At 58.3% G+C, this 18,504-nt stretch carries 16 protein-coding genes; 11 read left to right on the top strand and 5 right to left on the bottom strand.

Annotation, left to right across the window (positions count from 1 at the left end; translation table 11 throughout):
- Positions 1–8: 8 nt before the first annotated feature.
- Positions 9–758, bottom strand: a complete 750-nt coding sequence (locus AC2FH6_RS07820; protein ID WP_281972698.1) for a GntR family transcriptional regulator — start codon at positions 756–758, stop codon at positions 9–11.
- A complete protein-coding gene (locus AC2FH6_RS07815; protein WP_281972697.1) occupies positions 745–1,620 on the bottom strand; it encodes a glucosamine kinase nucleotide-binding domain-containing protein in 876 nt (291 codons plus the stop codon). Before AC2FH6_RS07815 ends, AC2FH6_RS07820 begins: the two co-directional genes overlap by 14 nt.
- Positions 1,621–1,791: 171 nt before the next feature.
- Between AC2FH6_RS07815 and AC2FH6_RS07810 the strand changes: the two genes are divergently transcribed.
- The 7 genes from AC2FH6_RS07810 (at position 1,792) to AC2FH6_RS07780 (ending at position 9,904) form a co-directional block, all read left to right on the top strand.
- Positions 1,792–2,676 carry an N-acetylmuramic acid 6-phosphate etherase gene (locus AC2FH6_RS07810; RefSeq protein WP_496701963.1) on the top strand — a complete coding sequence of 295 codons (885 nt, stop codon included), beginning with the start codon at positions 1,792–1,794 and terminating at the stop codon, positions 2,674–2,676.
- 24 nt (positions 2,677–2,700) lie between these two features.
- Positions 2,701–3,954 (top strand): ABC transporter substrate-binding protein, encoded by a 1,254-nt coding sequence (locus AC2FH6_RS07805; protein ID WP_282021497.1) that lies wholly within the window; start codon positions 2,701–2,703, stop codon positions 3,952–3,954.
- A gap of 65 nt (positions 3,955–4,019) precedes the next feature.
- Positions 4,020–4,934, top strand: coding sequence for a carbohydrate ABC transporter permease (locus AC2FH6_RS07800; protein ID WP_142636674.1), 915 nt, complete (start codon positions 4,020–4,022; stop codon positions 4,932–4,934).
- A 10-nt stretch (positions 4,935–4,944) separates the two neighbouring features.
- Positions 4,945–5,784, top strand: a complete 840-nt coding sequence (locus tag AC2FH6_RS07795; RefSeq protein WP_142636672.1) for a carbohydrate ABC transporter permease — start codon at positions 4,945–4,947, stop codon at positions 5,782–5,784.
- Entirely contained in the window at positions 5,781–6,815 is a 1,035-nt protein-coding gene (locus AC2FH6_RS07790; protein WP_496701961.1) for a Gfo/Idh/MocA family protein, read from the top strand. Before AC2FH6_RS07795 ends, AC2FH6_RS07790 begins: the two co-directional genes overlap by 4 nt.
- On the top strand, positions 6,812–7,807 hold the full coding sequence (locus AC2FH6_RS07785; protein ID WP_496701959.1) for an ABC transporter ATP-binding protein: 996 nt from the start codon (positions 6,812–6,814) through the stop codon (positions 7,805–7,807). Before AC2FH6_RS07790 ends, AC2FH6_RS07785 begins: the two co-directional genes overlap by 4 nt.
- A 207-nt stretch (positions 7,808–8,014) precedes the next feature.
- Positions 8,015–9,904 carry a PhoX family protein gene (locus AC2FH6_RS07780; protein WP_496701957.1) on the top strand — a complete coding sequence of 630 codons (1,890 nt, stop codon included), beginning with the start codon at positions 8,015–8,017 and terminating at the stop codon, positions 9,902–9,904.
- Positions 9,905–9,951: 47 nt separating this feature from the next.
- Here the strand turns inward: AC2FH6_RS07780 and AC2FH6_RS07775 are convergent, their stop codons facing one another.
- Entirely contained in the window at positions 9,952–10,518 is a 567-nt protein-coding gene (locus AC2FH6_RS07775; RefSeq protein ID WP_496701955.1) for a tetratricopeptide repeat protein, read from the bottom strand.
- A gap of 30 nt (positions 10,519–10,548) precedes the next feature.
- A complete protein-coding gene (locus AC2FH6_RS07770; protein WP_425595921.1) occupies positions 10,549–11,031 on the bottom strand; it encodes an Lrp/AsnC family transcriptional regulator in 483 nt (160 codons plus the stop codon).
- 108 nt (positions 11,032–11,139) lie between these two features.
- Here AC2FH6_RS07770 and putA point away from each other — a divergent pair, with 108 nt between their 5' ends.
- Together putA and AC2FH6_RS07760 are read left to right on the top strand one after the other, a co-directional pair.
- Positions 11,140–14,541 carry a bifunctional proline dehydrogenase/L-glutamate gamma-semialdehyde dehydrogenase PutA gene (gene putA, locus AC2FH6_RS07765; protein ID WP_496701953.1) on the top strand — a complete coding sequence of 1,134 codons (3,402 nt, stop codon included), beginning with the start codon at positions 11,140–11,142 and terminating at the stop codon, positions 14,539–14,541.
- Positions 14,542–14,583: 42 nt separating this feature from the next.
- Positions 14,584–15,327, top strand: a complete 744-nt coding sequence (locus AC2FH6_RS07760; RefSeq protein WP_142636658.1) for a rhomboid family intramembrane serine protease — start codon at positions 14,584–14,586, stop codon at positions 15,325–15,327.
- Here the strand turns inward: AC2FH6_RS07760 and AC2FH6_RS07755 are convergent.
- Positions 15,292–16,134 carry an IclR family transcriptional regulator gene (locus tag AC2FH6_RS07755; protein ID WP_271949320.1) on the bottom strand — a complete coding sequence of 281 codons (843 nt, stop codon included), beginning with the start codon at positions 16,132–16,134 and terminating at the stop codon, positions 15,292–15,294. The genes AC2FH6_RS07760 and AC2FH6_RS07755 overlap by 36 nt on opposite strands.
- Before the next feature lie 189 nt (positions 16,135–16,323).
- Here AC2FH6_RS07755 and bhcA point away from each other — a divergent pair, with 189 nt between their 5' ends.
- Together bhcA and bhcB are read left to right on the top strand one after the other, a co-directional pair.
- Complete coding sequence (bhcA, locus tag AC2FH6_RS07750; RefSeq protein ID WP_496701950.1) at positions 16,324–17,514, top strand: L-aspartate--glyoxylate aminotransferase BhcA; 1,191 nt, start codon at positions 16,324–16,326, stop codon at positions 17,512–17,514.
- An 11-nt stretch (positions 17,515–17,525) separates the two neighbouring features.
- On the top strand, positions 17,526–18,497 hold the full coding sequence (bhcB, locus tag AC2FH6_RS07745) for a beta-hydroxyaspartate dehydratase BhcB (protein WP_496701949.1): 972 nt from the start codon (positions 17,526–17,528) through the stop codon (positions 18,495–18,497).
- Positions 18,498–18,504: the final 7 nt, after the last annotated feature.

Genomic DNA, 18,504 nt, shown 5'->3' with positions numbered 1-18,504 from the left:
CTTTCCGGTTACAACCGCAATTCAGCAACAAAATCATACGCATCGCCGCGATAAAGCGAGCGTGTCAGTTCGGCGACGCGTCCGTTTCTGAGAAAAGAAACACGTTCAATATTCAGCCCAGCGGCTCCCTCGGGAACATCAAGCAGTTCAGCCTCACGCGCGGCCAAATTCAGGGCCGAGATCTTCTGAACCGCCCGAACAGGACGGCGGCCCAGCCGATCCAAGACCTCGTACAGAGAGGTGGTCACTTCGATCGGGTTGGGCAAGATATCCAAAGGCAACGCCGCTTTTTCCAGCGCCAGCGGGCGGCCATCGGCTTCGCGCAATCGGTAGATACGAGAGATTTGCTCACCCTCGGACAAGCTCAAGGCGGCAATCTCTTCTTGGGTCGGCGCAAAGACCCCCCGCTCCAGCCATTTCGACGCGGTTTTCATTCCACGGCTGGACATGTCTTCGGTGAAGGATGTCAGATGCGTCAGCGATTGTTCGACCCGTGGCATGCGCTCGCGGATGAACGAGCCCGAGCCCTGACGCTGTTCGATCACGCCCTCCTGGACAAGCTCTTGAATCGCCTTTCGCACGGTGACGCGCGAAAGGTCCGTGATCTCGACAAGTTCTCTCTCGGAAGGAAGCGACGATTTGGGGGGCAGAACACCCGTATCAATGCCCTCCTGCAGCCTTCGCCGCAGTTGGACATATCTCGGCCCATTATCAGCGGTCAGCCAGGAATCCGAACGCAGAAAATCAGCAATGCTCATGTTCGACCTCCTTTGCCAAGGCGAGCGCCCCGTCGAGCGGTTCTCCTAACGGCGCGCGCAGGTCGGATTGCATGTTTTCGGGCAGATACGACGCGTATTGACCACCAATACCGCCCGTCAGGCACAGCGCGGTTCCCGGGTTCCACCCCAAATGCGTGGCGGTATCCGCCAGATAGGCAGCACCTGCCCGCATGATTTGTTGCGCAACCACGTCGTCATCTTGGGCAGCCATGGTCACTTTTGGTGCAATCGCACCAAACTGCGCAGGGTCTGCAGCCCCCGCAAAGCGAACGATCCCGGCAGGTCCGTCATGCTCGGACAGCAAAGTGGTCAAAAGGTCCGAACGGGCCTGCGTTCCATCAAACGCACGCAATGCCAAGGACAATGCCATCCTTCCAACCCACTGGGCCGAGGCTTCATCCCCCAAGACCGAGCCCCAGCCACCGGCAAAGCGCATGTCTCTACCAGTTTGTCTGGCCAGAAATGAGCCTGTACCACAATGGGCAATCAGCCCGTCCTGCGCACCCAGCGCCCCGCGCAAGGCTGCGGGACGATCATCCTCTATCCGGGCGTGCTTTAGACCAAGCGCATCCCTCAAACGAGTTGCGATCGCCTGATCCGTGACCCCAGCCAAACCAACAAAGGCAGGACTTGCCAACAAGCCCTCAACCCCGATGCCAAGCTTGCCAGACAGCCGGTCTAACCCCAGCTTTATCTGTGAAACGCCAGCCTGAAAATCAGTCGAGACGTTTGCAGCGCCAACTTCAACGCTGTGAGCGATTCCAGCAACTTCACAGGCCACACGACAGCGCGTTCCACCGCCATCAATGGCCAGCACAGCATTATTCAGGGACTCAGTCATGACAATACCAATACAATACCTATTTCGATTAGAAAAGCCTCGTTTTATGCTATTTTCGCCAATATCTCGATTTTTCCTTTAAAATCAGCACCCAAATAATACCGAAAAGAAAATGTTGGACAGGTGGTATTAAATAGGTATTGTAATCGGGAAACCTGGGAGGGGATTCTCTTGACGCTGCCGTCAACCGAACAACTGCACCGCGACGCCGCCAGCCTGAGCCGCGAAGACCTGACAGGGTCGGCGCTGTTGCTGGCCGAGGGGCAGATCGCTGCGGCAGCGGCGGTGCGTTCGGCCACGCAGGCTATTGCATTGGGCGCCGCTGCGATGGCCGAGACACTCCGGTCGGGCGGCATGCTGCACTATGTTGCGGCGGGCTCGTCCGGTTTGATGGCGGCGGCTGACGCGCAAGAGCTGGGCGGAACATTCTCGATCACGCCGGATCAGTTGCGGATTCACATGGCTGGTGGTCTTCCGACGGGTGTCGAGATGCCGGGTGATTCCGAAGACGCCGACGGTGACCTGCGTGAAGCGCTGAACAGTTTGTCAGCCCGGGACACGGTGATCGCCGTATCCGCAAGCGGGTCGACCCCCTACACGATGACAGCCGCAGGCATCGCCCGTGCAAAAGGCGCGACCTTGATCGGCATCGCCAATAACGCCAACAGTCCCCTGCTGACACAGACCAACATACCGATCCTGCTAGCCACCCCGCCCGAACTGATTTCGGGATCAACGCGGATGGGCGCGGGAACGGCGCAAAAGATCGCTTTGAATATGCTGTCGTCGCTGATGGCGCTGGACCTTGGCCACGTACATGGCGGCATGATGGTCAACCTGCGCGCAGACAATGACAAACTGCGCGCCCGCGCGGCCGGAATCGTCACCCGCATTGCCGAGGTGGACACAGACGCAGCAAAGCGCGCACTGGAAGCAACGCGCGGTGATGTGAAGCCCGCCGTGCTTGTCGCCGCAAAAGGTGTTTCGGCATCCGAAGCCACCGAACGCCTACGAACATCAGACGGAATCCTAACGGCCGCACTGGCCATAGAATAATAACCATCAATCGGGAGAATATGGATGACTAAGAATAGCTTGAAACTTGCTCTGCTAGGCACGACGCTGATGGCGTCGGCTGCCTATGCGGATGATGTGACCCTGACCATCGAGAGCTGGCGAAATGACGACCTGACCCTATGGCAGGACCAGATCATCCCTGCGTTTGAGGCCAAACACCCCGGCATCAAAGTGCAATTTACACCCTCGGCCCCGGCAGAATACAACGCTGTCCTGAACTCGAAACTGGATGCGGGCTCGGCTGGCGATCTGATCACCTGCCGTCCTTTCGATGCATCACTGGCCCTCTATGAGGCCGGCCACCTGAGCGACCTGTCCGGTGTCGAAGCGATGAACAACTTCTCGGATGTCGCCAAGTCGGCCTGGCAAACGGATGACGGCTCGGCCAGCTTCTGCGTTCCCATGGCATCGGTGATCCACGGGTTCATCTATAACAAGGACGCGTTTGCCGAACTGGGTATCGAAGTTCCCACAACCGAGGACGAGTTCTTTGCCGCCCTCGACAAGATCAAGGAAGACGGCACTTATATCCCGATGGCGATGGGCACCAACGACCAGTGGGAAGCCGCCACTATGGGTTATAACAACATCGGCCCGAACTATTGGAAAGGCGAAGAGGGCCGCCAGGCGCTGATCGCGGGCGAGCAAAAGCTGACCGATGAAGCCTGGACCGCCCCCTATGCCACCCTGGCCCGTTGGGGCGCTTATCTGGGTGACGGATATGAGGCGCAGACCTATCCCGACAGCCAGAACATCTTTACCCTGGGTCGCGCAGCCGTCTACCCTGCGGGATCCTGGGAAATTTCGGGCTTCAATGCGCAGGCCGATTTCGAAATGGGCGCCTTTAAGCCGCCAGTCCAGAATGCGGGCGATACCTGCTATATCTCGGACCACACCGACATTGGCATTGGTATGAATGCGGCCACCGCGAATCCCGAAGCTGCCGAAACGTTCCTGGCCTGGGTCGCAAGCCCGGAATTCGCCGAAATCTTCGGCAACGCCCTGCCTGGCTTCTTCCCGCTCTCGAACACTCCGGTCGAGCTGCAGGATCCGCTGGCCAAGGAAATCGTAGGCTGGCGCGAAGAGTGTGAATCGACCATCCGCTCGACCTATCAAATCCTGTCGCGTGGCACACCGAACCTTGAAAACGATACCTGGGGCGCTTCGGTTGCCGCCATCAAAGGCGCAAAATCCCCCGAGGAACTGGGTGCCGAACTGCAGGAAGGCCTGGCCTCCTGGTACGCTCCGCATCAGTAAGCTGATCCATACCCGGGCGGTGCCGACCGCCCGGGTAACTCCGACACCCCTTTGAAAGCAATCCCATGACCCGCCCCCGCATCCGCTGGCATATCGTTGTATTTCTGGCACCTGCCGTACTCGTCTATACCGCTGTGATGATTTTCCCGCTGTTCAACACACTGCGCCTTGCACTGTATACAGAGGTTGATCAGGCTCGCGTGTTTGTCGGATTGCAGAATTTCCGGACGCTGTTTTTCGATCCCAACTGGTCGGATCAGTTCTGGAATGCTCTGGGTAATAATTTTTGGTTCTTCCTGATCCATATGTTGGTTCAGAACCCGATCGGCATCGCGCTGGCCGCCCTTCTCAGCCACCCCCGCCTACGGTTTGCGGCCCTCTATCGCTCGGCCATCTTCATTCCAACGATCCTCAGCTTTGTGATCGTGGGCTTTGCCTGGAAACTGATCCTGTCACCGATCTGGGGCATAGCGCCCTCGATGCTGGACGCGGTTGGGCTAAAGTCGCTCTTTGCGCCATGGTTGGGCAAAGAGGAATACGCGCTGACCACGCTGGCGCTGATCTCGGTCTGGCAGTTCGTAGGCATCCCGATGATGCTGATCTATGCCGCCCTGCTGACCATCCCCGAAGAAATCCTTGAGGCCGGAGAGATCGACGGCATCACCGGGGCCTCGGCTTTCTGGAAGATCAAACTGCCGCTGATCCTGCCCTCGATCGGGATCATCTCGATCCTGACCTTTGTGGGAAATTTCAACGCATTCGACCTGATCTATGCCTCACAAGGCGCGCTGGCGGGGCCGGATTTCTCAACCGATATTCTAGGTACTTTCATGTATCGCACATTCTTCGGCTTCCAGTTGCAACTAGGCGACCCGCATATGGGATCGGCCATCGCCGGGGCCATGTTCGCAATCATCCTGGTGGGCGTCTGTATCTATCTGTTCGGCATCCAGACCCGGATGCGCCGGTATCAACTGTGAGGGCCAAGTGATGAACAAAGCACGCCAAAACCCCCTCAACACCGCAGCAATGCATGCCGGGTTGATCCTGTACACGCTGATCGCGCTGTTCCCGGTCTTTGTGATCCTGATCAACAGCTTCAAAACCCGCCGGTCGATCTTTCGCGAACCGCTGGCCCTGCCCAACGCAGACAGTTTTTCGCTGATCGGCTATGAGACGGTGATGAAGCAGGGAGATTTCTTCCTCTACTTTCAGAACTCGATGATCGTCACCGTGGCGTCGTTGTTCTTTATCCTGCTGTTCGGTGCCATGGCGGCCTATGCGCTGTCCGAATACCAGTTCAAAGGCAACCTGCTGATGGGCCTGTATCTGGCACTGGGGATCATGATTCCGATCCGCATCGGCACTGTCGCAATCCTTGAGATGATGGTGGCGACCGGGTTGGTGAACTCACTTTGGGCGCTGATCCTGGTCTATACGGCACAGGGTTTGCCGCTGGCTGTGTTCATCCTGTCCGAATTCATGCGACAGGTCAGTGATGATCTTAAGAATGCCGGGCGCATTGATGGGCTGTCGGAATATACGATCTTCTTCCGCCTGGTGCTGCCACTGGTGCGGCCCGCCATGGCGACGGTGGCGGTGTTCAACATGATCCCGATCTGGAACGACCTTTGGTTCCCGCTGATCCTGGCCCCCGCCGAAGAGACCAAGACCCTGACGCTGGGCAGCCAGGTCTTTATCGGTCAATTTGTCACCGACTGGAACGCGGTCCTGTCAGCCTTGTCGATGGCAATCCTGCCGGTCCTGGTTCTCTATGTCATATTCTCACGCCAGCTGATCCGCGGCATCACGTCAGGGGCTGTCAAATGACACGTGTTCTGATCGCAGGTCTTGGCAATATGGGGTTCAGCCACGCGCTGGCCCATCACCATCACCCGGACGTGCAAATTGCTGGGCTGGTGAACCGATCCGGGCGCGTGGATGACCCCGATCTGGCGGATTATCCTGCCTATTCGGATTTCGAAACCGCGCTGGCCGAAACGAACCCGGATCTGGTCGTGATCGCCACCTATTCCGACAGCCATGCGGATTATGCCTGTGCGGCGATGGAAGCCGGGGCGCATGTCTTTGTAGAGAAACCGCTGGCCACCAATGTCGCTGATGCGCGGCGCGTGGTCGAAACCGCCACCCGACTGAACCGCAAATTGGTTGTTGGCTACATCCTGCGCCACCACCCCTCGTGGGTGCGGCTGATTGCCGAGGCCCGCAACCTGGGTGGGCCTTATGTATTCCGCCTGAACCTGAACCAGCAATCCAGCGGCGCGGAATGGGAGACGCATAAAGCGTTGATGCAGACCACCTCGCCCATCGTGGATTGCGGCGTTCACTATGTCGATGTGATGTGTCAGATCACCGATGCCCGGCCCGTCCGTGTCCACGGAATGGGTCTGCGCCTGTCAGATGAGATCGCGCCCGACATGTACAATTACGGGCAGTTTCAGGTGGTTTTCAATGACGGCTCGGTCGGCTGGTATGAGGCCGGCTGGGGCCCGATGATGTCGGAAACCGCGTTCTTCGTGAAAGATATAGTGTCGCCCAACGGTTCGGTCTCGATCACCGACGGGAACAAGGGCGCCTCGGCGGATATTGACGGCCACACAAAGGTTGGCGGTCTGCTAGTCCACACACCGCAAGGCGACCACACAATCGACATGCCAGGTGAACCCGGTCACCAGGAACTCTGCGATGCCGAACAGGGCTATATGCTGCGCGCCATCGCCGAAGACATAGACCTGACGCGTCATATGAATGACGCTGTCCAATCCCTTGCCATTTGCCTGGCCGCAGATGAAAGCATCCGCACTGGCCAGCCCGTTTCCTTTGAGGAGCAAGCGACATGACCGCCCTGACGCTGAACAAAATCAATAAATCCTTCGGCAATGTCCATGTCCTAAAAGACATCACGCTTGAAGTCGAAGACGGCGAGTTTGTCGTCTTTGTCGGCCCTTCGGGCTGTGGTAAGTCCACCCTGCTGCGGGTGATTGCGGGGCTCGAGGATGCATCGTCCGGTGAGATCAACATTGGAGGTCAGCAAGTCAATCTGGTGCCGCCGTCCAAGCGTGGGATCGCGATGGTGTTCCAAAGCTATGCGCTCTATCCGCATCTCAGCGTGCGGGGCAACATGACCCTGGCGCTGAAACAGGAAAAACAATCCAAGTCAGTGATCGAAGACCGAGTCGCCATTGCCAGTCGAATGCTGAACCTGGAACCCTATCTGGACCGCTTCCCGTCCGAACTCTCAGGCGGTCAGCGTCAGCGGGTTGCCATTGGCCGCGCCATCGTGCGCGAACCCAAACTGTTCCTGTTTGATGAGCCTCTGTCCAACCTGGACGCCGCGCTGCGGATGAACACACGGATCGAGATCGCCAACCTGCACCGCGCGCTGGATGCGTCGATGATCTATGTCACCCATGATCAGACCGAGGCCATGACATTGGCCGACAAGATCGTCGTTCTGCGTGACGGCCAGGTAGAACAGATCGGCAGCCCGATGGAGCTGTATAACAACCCCGCCAACCAGTTCGTGGCGGGGTTCCTCGGCTCGCCGTCAATGAATTTTCTGCCTCAAGGATTGCTCAACGAAAGCGGTCAGAACACGATCGGCATTCGGCCCGAGGATCTGTTCCTTGCAGATGACGGCCCGCTTACTGCACGCGTCAGCCATGTTGAGAAGCTGGGCGGAGACACAAATGTCATCGCGCAGATCAACGAACACGCCATAACCGCCCGGCTGTTTGGCCAGCATGCGATATCCGAAGGGCAGGAATTGCGACTCGCCTATTCTCCGGACAAGGCCTATCGGTTCAATCCAGAAGGTCAGCGCCTTACCTGACCGCTTTTTCACTGGCAAATTACTAATAAAACACGCTTTGATCAGTCCGTTTTGACGGGCTGGTCCAATCGGCGTATCCTAACGCATCCCGAGTAAATCTGTTTCCTGAGTATCCCGGCGCCATCGTTATTGGCGCTGTTATCACCCTGTCACATATGCCCCCTAAATCCGTTTCATCGACTTTTCACAGACAGCCAGGAGCAATCCATGAAAGACGTTGACCCTACCACACTTTCCGCCGACGACTGGGACGAGCTGCATTTCCCCCGCCCCGAAGAAAACGACTTTGACCGTGTCGTCGAAAGCGCCATTTCCCGCCGTGGATTTCTGTCCGGCGTCGTGGCCTTCGGCTCTGGCGCGGCTGCGTTGGGAACCGGCCTGCTTGGCTCGACCTCGGCGCAGGCACAGGCTGCATCCCGCTTTGCCTTCACACCAATCGCCGCACAGACCGACGGCACCGTCCATGTGCCCGAAGGGTACGACTGGCAGATCCTGATGCGTTGGGGTGATCCACTGTTTTCGGATGCCGATGGCTATGACCTCGTCGAGGGCGGCCCGGTCGAGACCTCGGACCGCATCTTTGGCGAGAATACCGACGGCATGGAGACCTTTACCTTCCAGGGTCATGAGCTGATTGCGATCAATCACGAATATCCGAACGGTAAAATCAACCTGCCCGCCGCGCAGGAAGGTGTTCCGGCCAGTGCTGACGACGTGCGCAAACTGCAAAACCTGCAGGGCGTGACCGTAATGGAAATCACCGAAGGCCCCGAGGGCTGGTCCGTGGTCAAGGACAGCCCGTTCAACCGGCGCATTCACCACAACACTGAGATGAACATCGTCGGCCCCGCCGCTGGCCACGACCTGCTGAAGACCGAGGCCGACCCGGCCGGCACAACCTCGCTGGGCACCATGAACAACTGCGGTGCAGGCAAGACGCCCTGGGGCACGTATCTGACCTGCGAAGAGAACTTTAACGGCTATTTCGGCTCCAGCGACGAAAACGCCAGCTACGATCAGAAGGTTGCGGACGGCTTCAAGCGCTATGGTGTCAAAGCCGAAAGCTGGAATGGCTACGAACTGTTCGATCCGCGGTTCGACACCTCCAAAAACCCAAACGAGCCGCACCGAGTGGGATGGATCGTTGAAATCGACCCGACCAAACCCGACAGCACCCCGGTCAAACACACCGGTCTTGGCCGTTTCAAGCATGAGAATGCCGAGGTAACTCTGTCCGCTGATGGCCGCGTGGTTGTCTATATGGGTGATGATGAGCGGGGCGAGTATCTGTACAAATTCGTCTCGAACGGCACCTATCAGCCCGGCGGCGAAACCCAGAGCCTGTTGAACGACGGCACGCTTTATGTGGCCAAATTCGATGACGACATGACAGGCACCTGGCTGCCGCTGACGCCGGATGCAACCGGCATGGATGCGGCGGATATTGCGATCTTTACCCGAATGGCGGCATCCAAAGCAGGCGGCACCACAATGGACCGCCCTGAATGGGTGGCGTCCAGCCCAGTAGCGGTCGAAGCCTATTGCTGCCTGACCAACAACAAGAACCGCGGCGTGAAACCAAATGCCGGAGGCGACGATACGTCGACCAATGGACCCAACCCGCGTGAGGCCAATAAATATGGCCAGATCGTTCGCTGGAAACCGGATAATGACGACCACGCAGCCGATGCGTTCGTCTGGGATCTCTATGTCATGGCCGGCAATCCGACTGTGCATTCTGACGCCCGCGCCGGGTCGGCCAATGTGAACGAGGGCAACCTGTTCAACTCACCCGACGGGATGACCATCGACTCGACCGGTCTGGTCTGGATCCAGACCGACGGCAATGACGACAATGAAGAAGACTTCGCAGGCCACGGCAACAACCAGATGCTGGTCGGCGATCCGGTCACAGGCGAAATCGCCCGTTTCATGACCGGTCCAAACGGGTGTGAGGTCACGGGTCTGGCCTGGTCCAGCGATCTGCGCACCATGTTTGTCGGCATCCAGCATCCCGGCAGCGAATGGCCGGATGGTGGCACACCGCGCTCGTCGGTGATCACGATCAAGCGCACCGATAACGGGCTGGTCGGTTAAGCTGTTCCAGATTGTCCCCGGTCCTATGGGTCGGGGACGTCTATTCCTCAGATATCCTCACCGGGCGGCTCCAACGGTCCGCCTGGAGCCATCAAGTGGCGCTCGGACAGCCAGGGATTAAGCTCCAAAGCATGTGACAGTGCCGCACGGGCTTCATCTATCCGATGCAAGCCAAGCAGCGTCAGGGCGCGCCCGCTGATCGCCGCGACATGGTTCGGAGACAGCTCGATCGCCTTGTCCAGATCCGGCAACGCAGATGCGAAATCCTGGCTAAGATAATATGCAAAGGCGCGCTGATTGTACCCCTCGGCATAGTGCGGGCAGTATTCGATGAGCTTGTCAAACTCCTCGATGGCGCCCCGAAGGTCCCAGCCACTGCGGCGGGTCATGCCCCGGTCCAGCACGGCCTGCGCAACAGCGTCGGGCGCATCGGTCCAGAACTCCCATAACTGATTGGAAAATGTCTGGGCTTCGGCCTCGTTTCCAACATCCTGAATTTGCGCGATTACGGCCGAGATGCTTTCGGTATGATCCGGCGAGGACGGGCATTCTTCAGACCAGGCGACACCCGGAGGGGCCGCCAACACTAGCAGAGGGAACACAAAACGCTTCATACGCGTATGGTGACGCGCTTGCGCAATTCGTCAACCCACCCTGTCCAAAGCGCCTGAAACAACGGTTTCCTTAACTGCCTCCATCGCCACAAAGGTCGAGGTATTCGCCACATGCGGAAGCGAGGATATCTTCTCAGCCAAAACGGCGCGGTATTCCGACATTGAACCAGTGCGGATTTTCAGCAGATAGTCGAAATTCGACGCGATCATATGAGCTTGCTCGATTTCGGGCACCTTGCGGACTGCGGCGTTAAACTCGGCCAGTGCCTTCTCTCTCGTGTCGGTCAGGCGCACCTCGACAAAAGCCACATGGTCCAGCCCCAGTCGGATCGGGTCCAGTAGGGCGCGATACCCGGTGATCACCCCGCTAGCCTCAAGTCGCTTTAGACGCGCCTGGGTTGGGGATTTCGACAGCCCGATCCGCCGCGCTAGGTCGGCAACTGATATGCGCCCATCCTCTGAGAGAATCGCCAAGATCGCTCGATCAAACCGATCCAAATCCGGAAAGTTCATTTGCACGGCATTATCCCCTAAATACAGTCCATCCGACCAGATGAATTAAAAAATACGGCAATCGTCCTGAGAAATCGACATTATATTCAACAAAAGCCTGGAGGATTCATGTCACACAGCCTGAGCACCCATATCGACAGCCAAACCTACGCTGATCAAACCGCCGTTCTCGACAATCTTATCGATCATGCCGCGCTGTCTGAAACTGATCGCGCCCAAATCTGTGCGGCAGCCGCCCAGCTTGTGCGTGATATTCGATCCAGTACATCGCCGGGCATGATGGAGGTGTTTCTGGCCGAATATGGCCTGTCTACCGATGAGGGCGTGGCGCTGATGTGTCTGGCCGAAGCGCTGCTGCGCGTGCCGGATGCCGACACGATCGATGCTCTCATCGAAGACAAGATCGCGCCGTCCGACTGGGGCAAGCATCTTGGGCAATCCTCCTCGCCGCTGGTGAATGCCTCGACTTGGGCGCTGATGCTGACCGGTAAAGTCCTCGACGACGGCAAGCCCTCGCCTGTCAGTGCCCTGCGAGGTGCGATCAAAAGACTGGGTGAACCGGTTATCCGCACGGCCGTCGGGCGCGCAATGAAGGAAATGGGTCGTCAGTTCGTGCTGGGCGAGACCATCCAGTCGGCCATGGAACGTGCCAGCGGGATGGAGACCAAGGGCTATACCTATTCCTACGATATGCTGGGTGAAGCCGCACGGACCGAGGCCGACGCGGCCCGATATCATTTGTCTTATTCCCGTGCCATCACCGCCATTGCAGAGGCCTGCACCCATGATGACATTCGCGCCAATCCAGGCATCTCGGTCAAGCTGTCAGCGCTGCACCCCCGGTATGAGTTGGCCCAGGAACAGCGTGTGATGGCCGAGCTTGTCCCGCGCCTGCGCGCTCTGTGCCTTTTGGCCAAAGCCGCTGGCATGGGCCTGAACATCGACGCCGAAGAGGCCGACCGCCTGTCGCTGTCCCTGCAGGTCATCGAAGCGGTGATGGCCGAGCCTGCACTCGCAGGATGGGACGGGTTCGGAATTGTGGTTCAGGCCTATGGTCCGCGTGCCGGAATCGCTCTGGACGCGCTCTATGGAATGGCCGAGCGCTATGACCGCAAACTGATGGTGCGGCTGGTCAAAGGCGCCTATTGGGATACCGAAATCAAGCGCGCTCAGGTTGAAGGCGTAGAGGGTTTTCCGGTGTTTACCAGCAAGGCCGTGACCGATGTCTCCTATATCGCCAATGCGCGAAAATTGCTGGGCATGACCGACAGGATCTATCCGCAGTTTGCCACCCATAACGCCCATACGGTCAGTACAATTCTGCAAATGGCAACTGATCAGCCTTTCGAATTTCAGCGGCTGCACGGGATGGGAGAAACCCTGCACCATCTGGTTAAGAACGCAAACAACACACGCTGCCGCATATATGCGCCTGTCGGGGCCCATCGTGACTTGCTGGCCTACCTGGTGCGGCGACTGCTTGAGAATGGTGCAAACTCTTCATTCGTGAACCAAATCGTGGATGATACTGTTCCCCCAGAGGAGGTTGCGGCCGATCCGTTTCTCACTCTCCTCGAACCGGCGCGCGCCATTCCAACCGGACCCGAGCTGTTTCAACCCGAGCGGCCCAATTCGCAGGGGTTTGACCTGCGGCACATTCCCACTTTGGACCGGGTCAACGCCGCGCGGGACGCGTTTCGGACGCATCACTGGTATGCGCGCCCGTTGTTGTCCGGCGATGCGCGGCCCGATGACGATCAGCCCATCGTCAACCCCGCACAGTCGCGGGATCGCCCCGGTGCCGTTGCCCCGGCCAGCGCACAAGATGTCGAGCTTGCTTTGACTGCAGCCACCCCCTGGCAGGTAGTGGCAGATCAACGCTCGCAGGTTCTGAATGCCGCCGCCGACCTTTACGAGACCCATTTCGGTGAACTTTTCGCCCTGCTGGCCCGTGAGGCTGGTAAGTCCCTGCCCGATGCAGTCGCCGAACTGCGCGAGGCGGTAGATTTCCTGCGCTATTATGCGGCGAATATACCCGACGCAGAACCAGCGGGTGTGTTCACCTGTATCAGCCCGTGGAACTTTCCGCTGGCCATTTTCACCGGTCAATTATCCGCCGCTTTGGCCACTGGGAATGCGGTATTGGCAAAGCCCGCACCGCAGACACCATTGATCGCGCATCGCGCCGTTGAATTGCTGCACGAGGCCGGAGTGCCACGCAGCGCGCTACAGTTGCTGCCGGGCGGTCCATCGGTGGGCGCAGCCCTGACCTCGGACCCGAGGGTGTCGGGAGTGGCCTTTACCGGCTCGACCGGGACCGCCCTGAAAATCCGTGCGGCCATGGCCGGAAACTTGCGACCGGGAACGCCTCTGATCGCGGAAACCGGTGGCTTGAATGCGATGATCGTGGACAGCACCGCCCTGCCCGAACAGGCGGTTCAGTCGATCATCGAAAGCGCATTCCAATCAGCGGGACAAAGGTGCTCGGCGTTGCGCTGTCTTTATGTCCAAGAAGACATTGCCGATGATCTTCTGACTATGCTGACAGGGGCCATGGACGCGCTGCTGGTTGGCGATCCCTGGCTGATTTCAACCGATTGCGGCCCCGTGATCGACGAAGATGCCCGCCTTGGAATCGCTGATCACATCGCATTGGCACGGTCCGAAGGGCGTGTCCTGAAAGAGATGTCCGTCCCTGGCGACGGCACGTTCATCGCCCCAACCCTTATCGAAATCCCCGGCATTGCCGAGTTGGAGCGCGAGGTGTTTGGCCCCGTCCTGCATGTAGTGCGGTTCAATTCCTCGGAGTTGGATCAGATCATCGCCGATATCAACGCCACAGGATACGGGCTGACCTTTGGCCTGCACACACGGATCGACGACCGCGTTCAGCACATCACCGAAGCTGTTCATGCCGGAAACATCTACGTCAATCGCAACCAGATCGGCGCCATAGTTGGATCGCAACCCTTTGGCGGCGAGGGTCTGTCGGGGACCGGCCCAAAGGCGGGCGGGCCGAACTACCTGACCCGTTTCTGCGCCCCGGACCGGCAGGTCAGTCCCGAGCAATGGTCCACCGATATGACCGATCTACCATTGCCAGAAGGAAAATCTGCTGAGATCAAGGCGCGGTTGCTGCCCGGTCCGACGGGTGAATCGAACCGCCTGAGTGAATTCTCACGCGCACCGCTATTGTGTATGGGTCCCGGAGTTGAAGCCGCACAAGCGCAGGCCAACGCGGTCAAAGCACTGGGCGGGCGGGCTATCACTGCTATCGGCGCGTTAGACCTGCACCGGCTTGAAAACCTGACTGGCTTCTCGGGCGTATTGTGGTGGGGCAACGACGCAACCGGTCAGGAAATCGAGCGTCATCTGTCCCGGCGTGCAGGCCCGATCATCCCTCTGATCCCCGGCCAGCCAGATCGCACCCGCGTTCTGGGAGAACGACATGTCTGTGTCGACACCACTGCTGCGGGTGGGAATGCCGCATTGCTGGGGGGTGCGGCCTAAACAGGCCTTGACGCTGGGCAGCCAACCGCCCAGCGTCGCACCATGTTTCCAATTCGTGACCATAACCCTTCGGGACGCACACCGTATGTCATCTATCTGTTGATGGCTGCAAATATCCTGATTTTCCTCAGCTATGCGGGAAGCATGGAGAACCAGCGACTGATCACCCAGCTGTATACCGACTATGCGGTGGTGCCCGCCCGGATTACGGACGGCTATACGCTTGAGACCCTTGTGACCTCGATGTTCCTGCATGGCGGCTGGATGCATCTGGCAGGAAACATGCTGTTCCTGTGGATCTTCGGCGACAACCTCGAAGACGAAATGGGCCACCTGCCCTTTCTGCTGTTCTATCTTGCCGCGGGTATCGGGGCCGGTCTGATCCACGTCGTCACAGCGCCACAATCTCTGGTTCCTACGATTGGTGCGTCTGGCGCAATAGCTGGCGTCATGGGTGGCTATTTGTTGATGTTCCCCAAAGCGCGCGTGGACATCCTGCTTGTTCTGGTGATCTATTTCCGTGTCTTCTCGATCCCGGCGTTTGTCATGCTAGGCGTATGGCTGGGTATGCAGTTCATTGGGAGCCTGTCCAGCAACCCCGACGAGGGCGGCGTCGCCTATTGGGCCCATACCGGGGGCTTCCTTGTTGGTTTGCTCTTGTGCATACCCCTTTGGTTGCGGCGCGGCGCGAGTGACTATTGGAACCGCACCCATGGGCATCCGCCCCATCCAGAGCACAAATACAAGCTGTCACAATCCCGCATCCCCCGCATCCCGCGCCGGTAAGCGCCCACCGCTGAGCAAGGTAACCTCTTGCGCGGCGGCTTGTACCAATTGGCCCAATTCCGGCGCGCGTTCAGTGCTGAACCGGGCGGTAGGGCCAGATACGGAAATGCCCGCACAGGGTTCCCCCCGGTCGTTGAAGATGGCCGCACCGATGCATGACATCCCCTCGTATCGTTCCTCCCGATCATGCGACCACCCGCGGGCCCGGGTCTGATCCAGATCGCTTTGTAGTGCATCGCCGGGCACCAGTGTTTGAGGCGTGAAGACCTTTGTGTCCAACGTGCCCAGCGCTTTGATCAATGCAGCCTCGTTCAACGCGGCCAAGATCGCCTTACCGGTGCCCGAGGCATACATCGGTGTCCGCGCGCCCGGAGGAAAAAAGGCCCGGATCGGATTGGCCGTTTCGACCTGCCCCACAAACACCACTTCGGCCCCGTCCGGAACGGCTAGATTCGCCGTCTCGCCGCTATCTTGCATCAGCCGGCGTAAAATGGGCCTTCCGATTTCGATAACACCATTACGGCGTAGAAAGGACGCTCCGGTGCGATAGGTCTCGATCCCGATCATCCATTCTTGACGCTCTTCATCAAAGGCGACGAAACCGTGCTTCTGCAGCGTCACCAGAATTCGGTGTGTTGTGGCCGTGGGCACATCAACTTCGCGCGCCAAATCGCTGAGTGCTGCGCGTTCCAGACGGGCCACTGTGGTCAAAACGCTAAGCGCCCGATCCAGCGATTGCATGGTCCCGGCCGAGCTTTCCTTGAACAGCGATTTTGGTCTGCCGCGTGGCCTTTTCTGCGTTTCCATCCCAGGCATTTCCTTTCAGCTGTCCAAAGTTTCTCGCGTCCGGATTTCTTGTACGTAAAATTGAAAAACGGAAAAGTTTAATATATCAGTAGCTTAATATTTATCTTCAATAAATGAAAATATTTTTCAAGAAAATTGCGTAATGCAGCTTTTTCCCGGACACTTATCTCCAAAGCAGAGGAACAAGCCATGTCGAACCAAAACCCGGTTTTCATTCCCGGCCCGACCAACATACCTGATAGATTGCGCCTGGCCATGCAGGTCCAGACGCAGGATCATCGCGCGCCGGACTTTGTCCAGACATTTGCACCCGTACTGGAAGACACCAAGAAGGTCTTTGATACCGTTGCGGCCCAGATCGTTACCTTTCCCGCCAGCGGCACAGGTGGATGGGAGGCTGCAATCACCAACACGCTCAGCCCCGGTGATAAGGTCCTGATTGCGCGCTATGGCGTTTTCAGCCACCGCTGGATTGATCTGTGCACACGTCACGGGCTTGACGTTCAGGTCATCGACTGCCCTTGGGGCAGCGGCGCTCCCGCTGACCAATTTCAGACTGTTCTGAGTGGGGACAAAGCGCATGAAATTCGCGCCGTTCTGGTCACTCATAATGAAACGGCAACAGGAGTGCTTTCGGATATCGGGGCTGTAAGACGGGCGATGGATGCCGCCAATCATCCGGCGCTTTTGATGGTGGACTGCGTCAGCTCTTTGGCCTCTGTACCGTTCGAGTTCGACCGCTGGGGCGTCGACATCGCGGTTTCGGGATCGCAGAAGGGATTCATGCTGGCCACTGGCATGGCCATCCTTTGCGTCAGCCAGAAAGCGCTGGACGCGATGGAAACCGCAGAGCTGCACCGGACCTTTTTCGATTTCCGGGATATGATGGCGGCCAATGCGACCGGAGGGTTTCCCTATACACCACCTCTGCAACTGATCTACGGGCTGCGTGAAAGCCTGAAGATGCTGTTTGAAGAAGGCTTACCGAATGTTTACGCCCGTCATCATCGGCTTGCCGAGGGCGTCCGGCGCGCCGTCGATGCTTGGGGGCTGGAACTGGTTGCTCAATCGCCAGACCTTTACTCGGACACGGTCAGCGCAATCTACGTGCCCGAAGGGTTCGACAGCAACATTCTGACCGACCATGCCTTTAACACCTACGGGATGTCCTTTGGTGTTGGCTTGGGCCAGTTGCACGGCAAGGCGTTCCGTATCGGGCATCTGGGCAGTCTGACAGATGCGATGGTCCTGTCCGGACTCTGTACGATCGAGATGGCAATGGCCGATCTAAGCTATCCGATCACGTTGGGCTCTGGCGTCGCCGCAGCCCAGGAACACTTTCGCGCCACTCCCGGCAACCGAACCGAGGCCGCGGCGTAAGGAGAATGACAATGTTGGATCACCCCTCTGCCGCGGATCTGACGATCGAGGACATGCGTGTCGCGCATGATCGGATCAAACCGCATATCCGCCGAACTCCGGTCATGGCTTCGGACCACCTGAATGACCTGACCGGCGCGCAGCTGTTCTTCAAATGCGAAAATTTCCAAGAAGCCGGGGCCTTTAAGGTGCGTGGGGCCTGCAACGCTGTATTCGGCCTTGCAGACCATTTGATGCCCAAGGGTGTCTGCACGCATTCCAGCGGCAACCACGCCTTGTCTTTGTCTTATGCGGCCGGCCGCCGCGGTATTCCGTGCAATGTGGTCATGCCGCGCACAGCCCCGCAGGCCAAGAAGGATGCAGTTCGCCGATATGGCGGTACAATCACCGAATGTGACCCTTCGACAAGCTCGCGCGAAGCAACATTTGCCGAGGTTCAGGCCAGAACCGGTGGCGAATTTGTTCACCCCTATAACGACCCGCGTGTGATTACCGGTCAGGCCACCTGCTCCGCCGAACTGCTGGAACAGACTGGTGGTATGGACGCCGTTATCGCGCCCATCGGCGGTGGCGGCATGATTTCAGGCACCTGTCTGACGGTTTCGAACCTTGCGCCCGAGACCGCAATTTATGCAGCGGAACCGGAACAGGCGGATGACGCTTACCGGTCCTTCAAGGCCGGTCATATCATCGCAGATGACGCCCCCAAGACAGTCGCGGATGGGCTGCTGGTGCCCCTGAAAGAAAACACCTGGCATTTCGTATCCAACCACGTGACCGATATTTTTACCGCCTCGGAAGAGGAAATCATCGAAGCGATGAAACTGACCTGGAAGCACCTGCGCGTGGTGATGGAGCCATCTTCGGCGGTTCCTCTGGCAACCATTTTGAAGAACCCAGAGGTTTTCCGAGGCAAGCGCATTGGCGTCATCGTGACCGGTGGCAATGTAGACTTGGACAAACTGCCCTGGCTGAAAGGGTAAGGAGAAA

It is taken from the genome of Ruegeria sp. CDSC045, from assembly GCF_059610725.1.
The sequence above is the reverse complement of the archived record's forward strand: the minus strand, read 5'-3'. Positions and strand labels throughout refer to the sequence as shown.

Excerpts from the sequence above, each read along its gene's own strand:
- AC2FH6_RS07805 (WP_282021497.1), top strand. The coding sequence starts at position 2,701 with ATGACTAAGAATAGCTTGAAACTTGCTCTGCTAGGCACGACGCTGATG.
- AC2FH6_RS07780 (WP_496701957.1), top strand. The coding sequence starts at position 8,015 with ATGAAAGACGTTGACCCTACCACACTTTCCGCCGACGACTGGGACGAG.
- AC2FH6_RS07790 (WP_496701961.1), top strand. The coding sequence starts at position 5,781 with ATGACACGTGTTCTGATCGCAGGTCTTGGCAATATGGGGTTCAGCCAC.
- AC2FH6_RS07785 (WP_496701959.1), top strand. The coding sequence starts at position 6,812 with ATGACCGCCCTGACGCTGAACAAAATCAATAAATCCTTCGGCAATGTC.
- AC2FH6_RS07795 (WP_142636672.1), top strand. The coding sequence starts at position 4,945 with ATGAACAAAGCACGCCAAAACCCCCTCAACACCGCAGCAATGCATGCC.
- AC2FH6_RS07770 (WP_425595921.1), bottom strand. The coding sequence starts at position 11,031 with ATGAACTTTCCGGATTTGGATCGGTTTGATCGAGCGATCTTGGCGATT.
- bhcB (WP_496701949.1), top strand. The coding sequence starts at position 17,526 with ATGTTGGATCACCCCTCTGCCGCGGATCTGACGATCGAGGACATGCGT.
- AC2FH6_RS07760 (WP_142636658.1), top strand. The coding sequence starts at position 14,584 with ATGTTTCCAATTCGTGACCATAACCCTTCGGGACGCACACCGTATGTC.
- bhcA (WP_496701950.1), top strand. The coding sequence starts at position 16,324 with ATGTCGAACCAAAACCCGGTTTTCATTCCCGGCCCGACCAACATACCT.
- AC2FH6_RS07820 (WP_281972698.1), bottom strand. The coding sequence starts at position 758 with ATGAGCATTGCTGATTTTCTGCGTTCGGATTCCTGGCTGACCGCTGAT.
- AC2FH6_RS07755 (WP_271949320.1), bottom strand. The coding sequence starts at position 16,134 with ATGGAAACGCAGAAAAGGCCACGCGGCAGACCAAAATCGCTGTTCAAG.
- AC2FH6_RS07775 (WP_496701955.1), bottom strand. The coding sequence starts at position 10,518 with ATGAAGCGTTTTGTGTTCCCTCTGCTAGTGTTGGCGGCCCCTCCGGGT.
- putA (WP_496701953.1), top strand. The coding sequence starts at position 11,140 with ATGTCACACAGCCTGAGCACCCATATCGACAGCCAAACCTACGCTGAT.
- AC2FH6_RS07815 (WP_281972697.1), bottom strand. The coding sequence starts at position 1,620 with ATGACTGAGTCCCTGAATAATGCTGTGCTGGCCATTGATGGCGGTGGA.
- AC2FH6_RS07800 (WP_142636674.1), top strand. The coding sequence starts at position 4,020 with ATGACCCGCCCCCGCATCCGCTGGCATATCGTTGTATTTCTGGCACCT.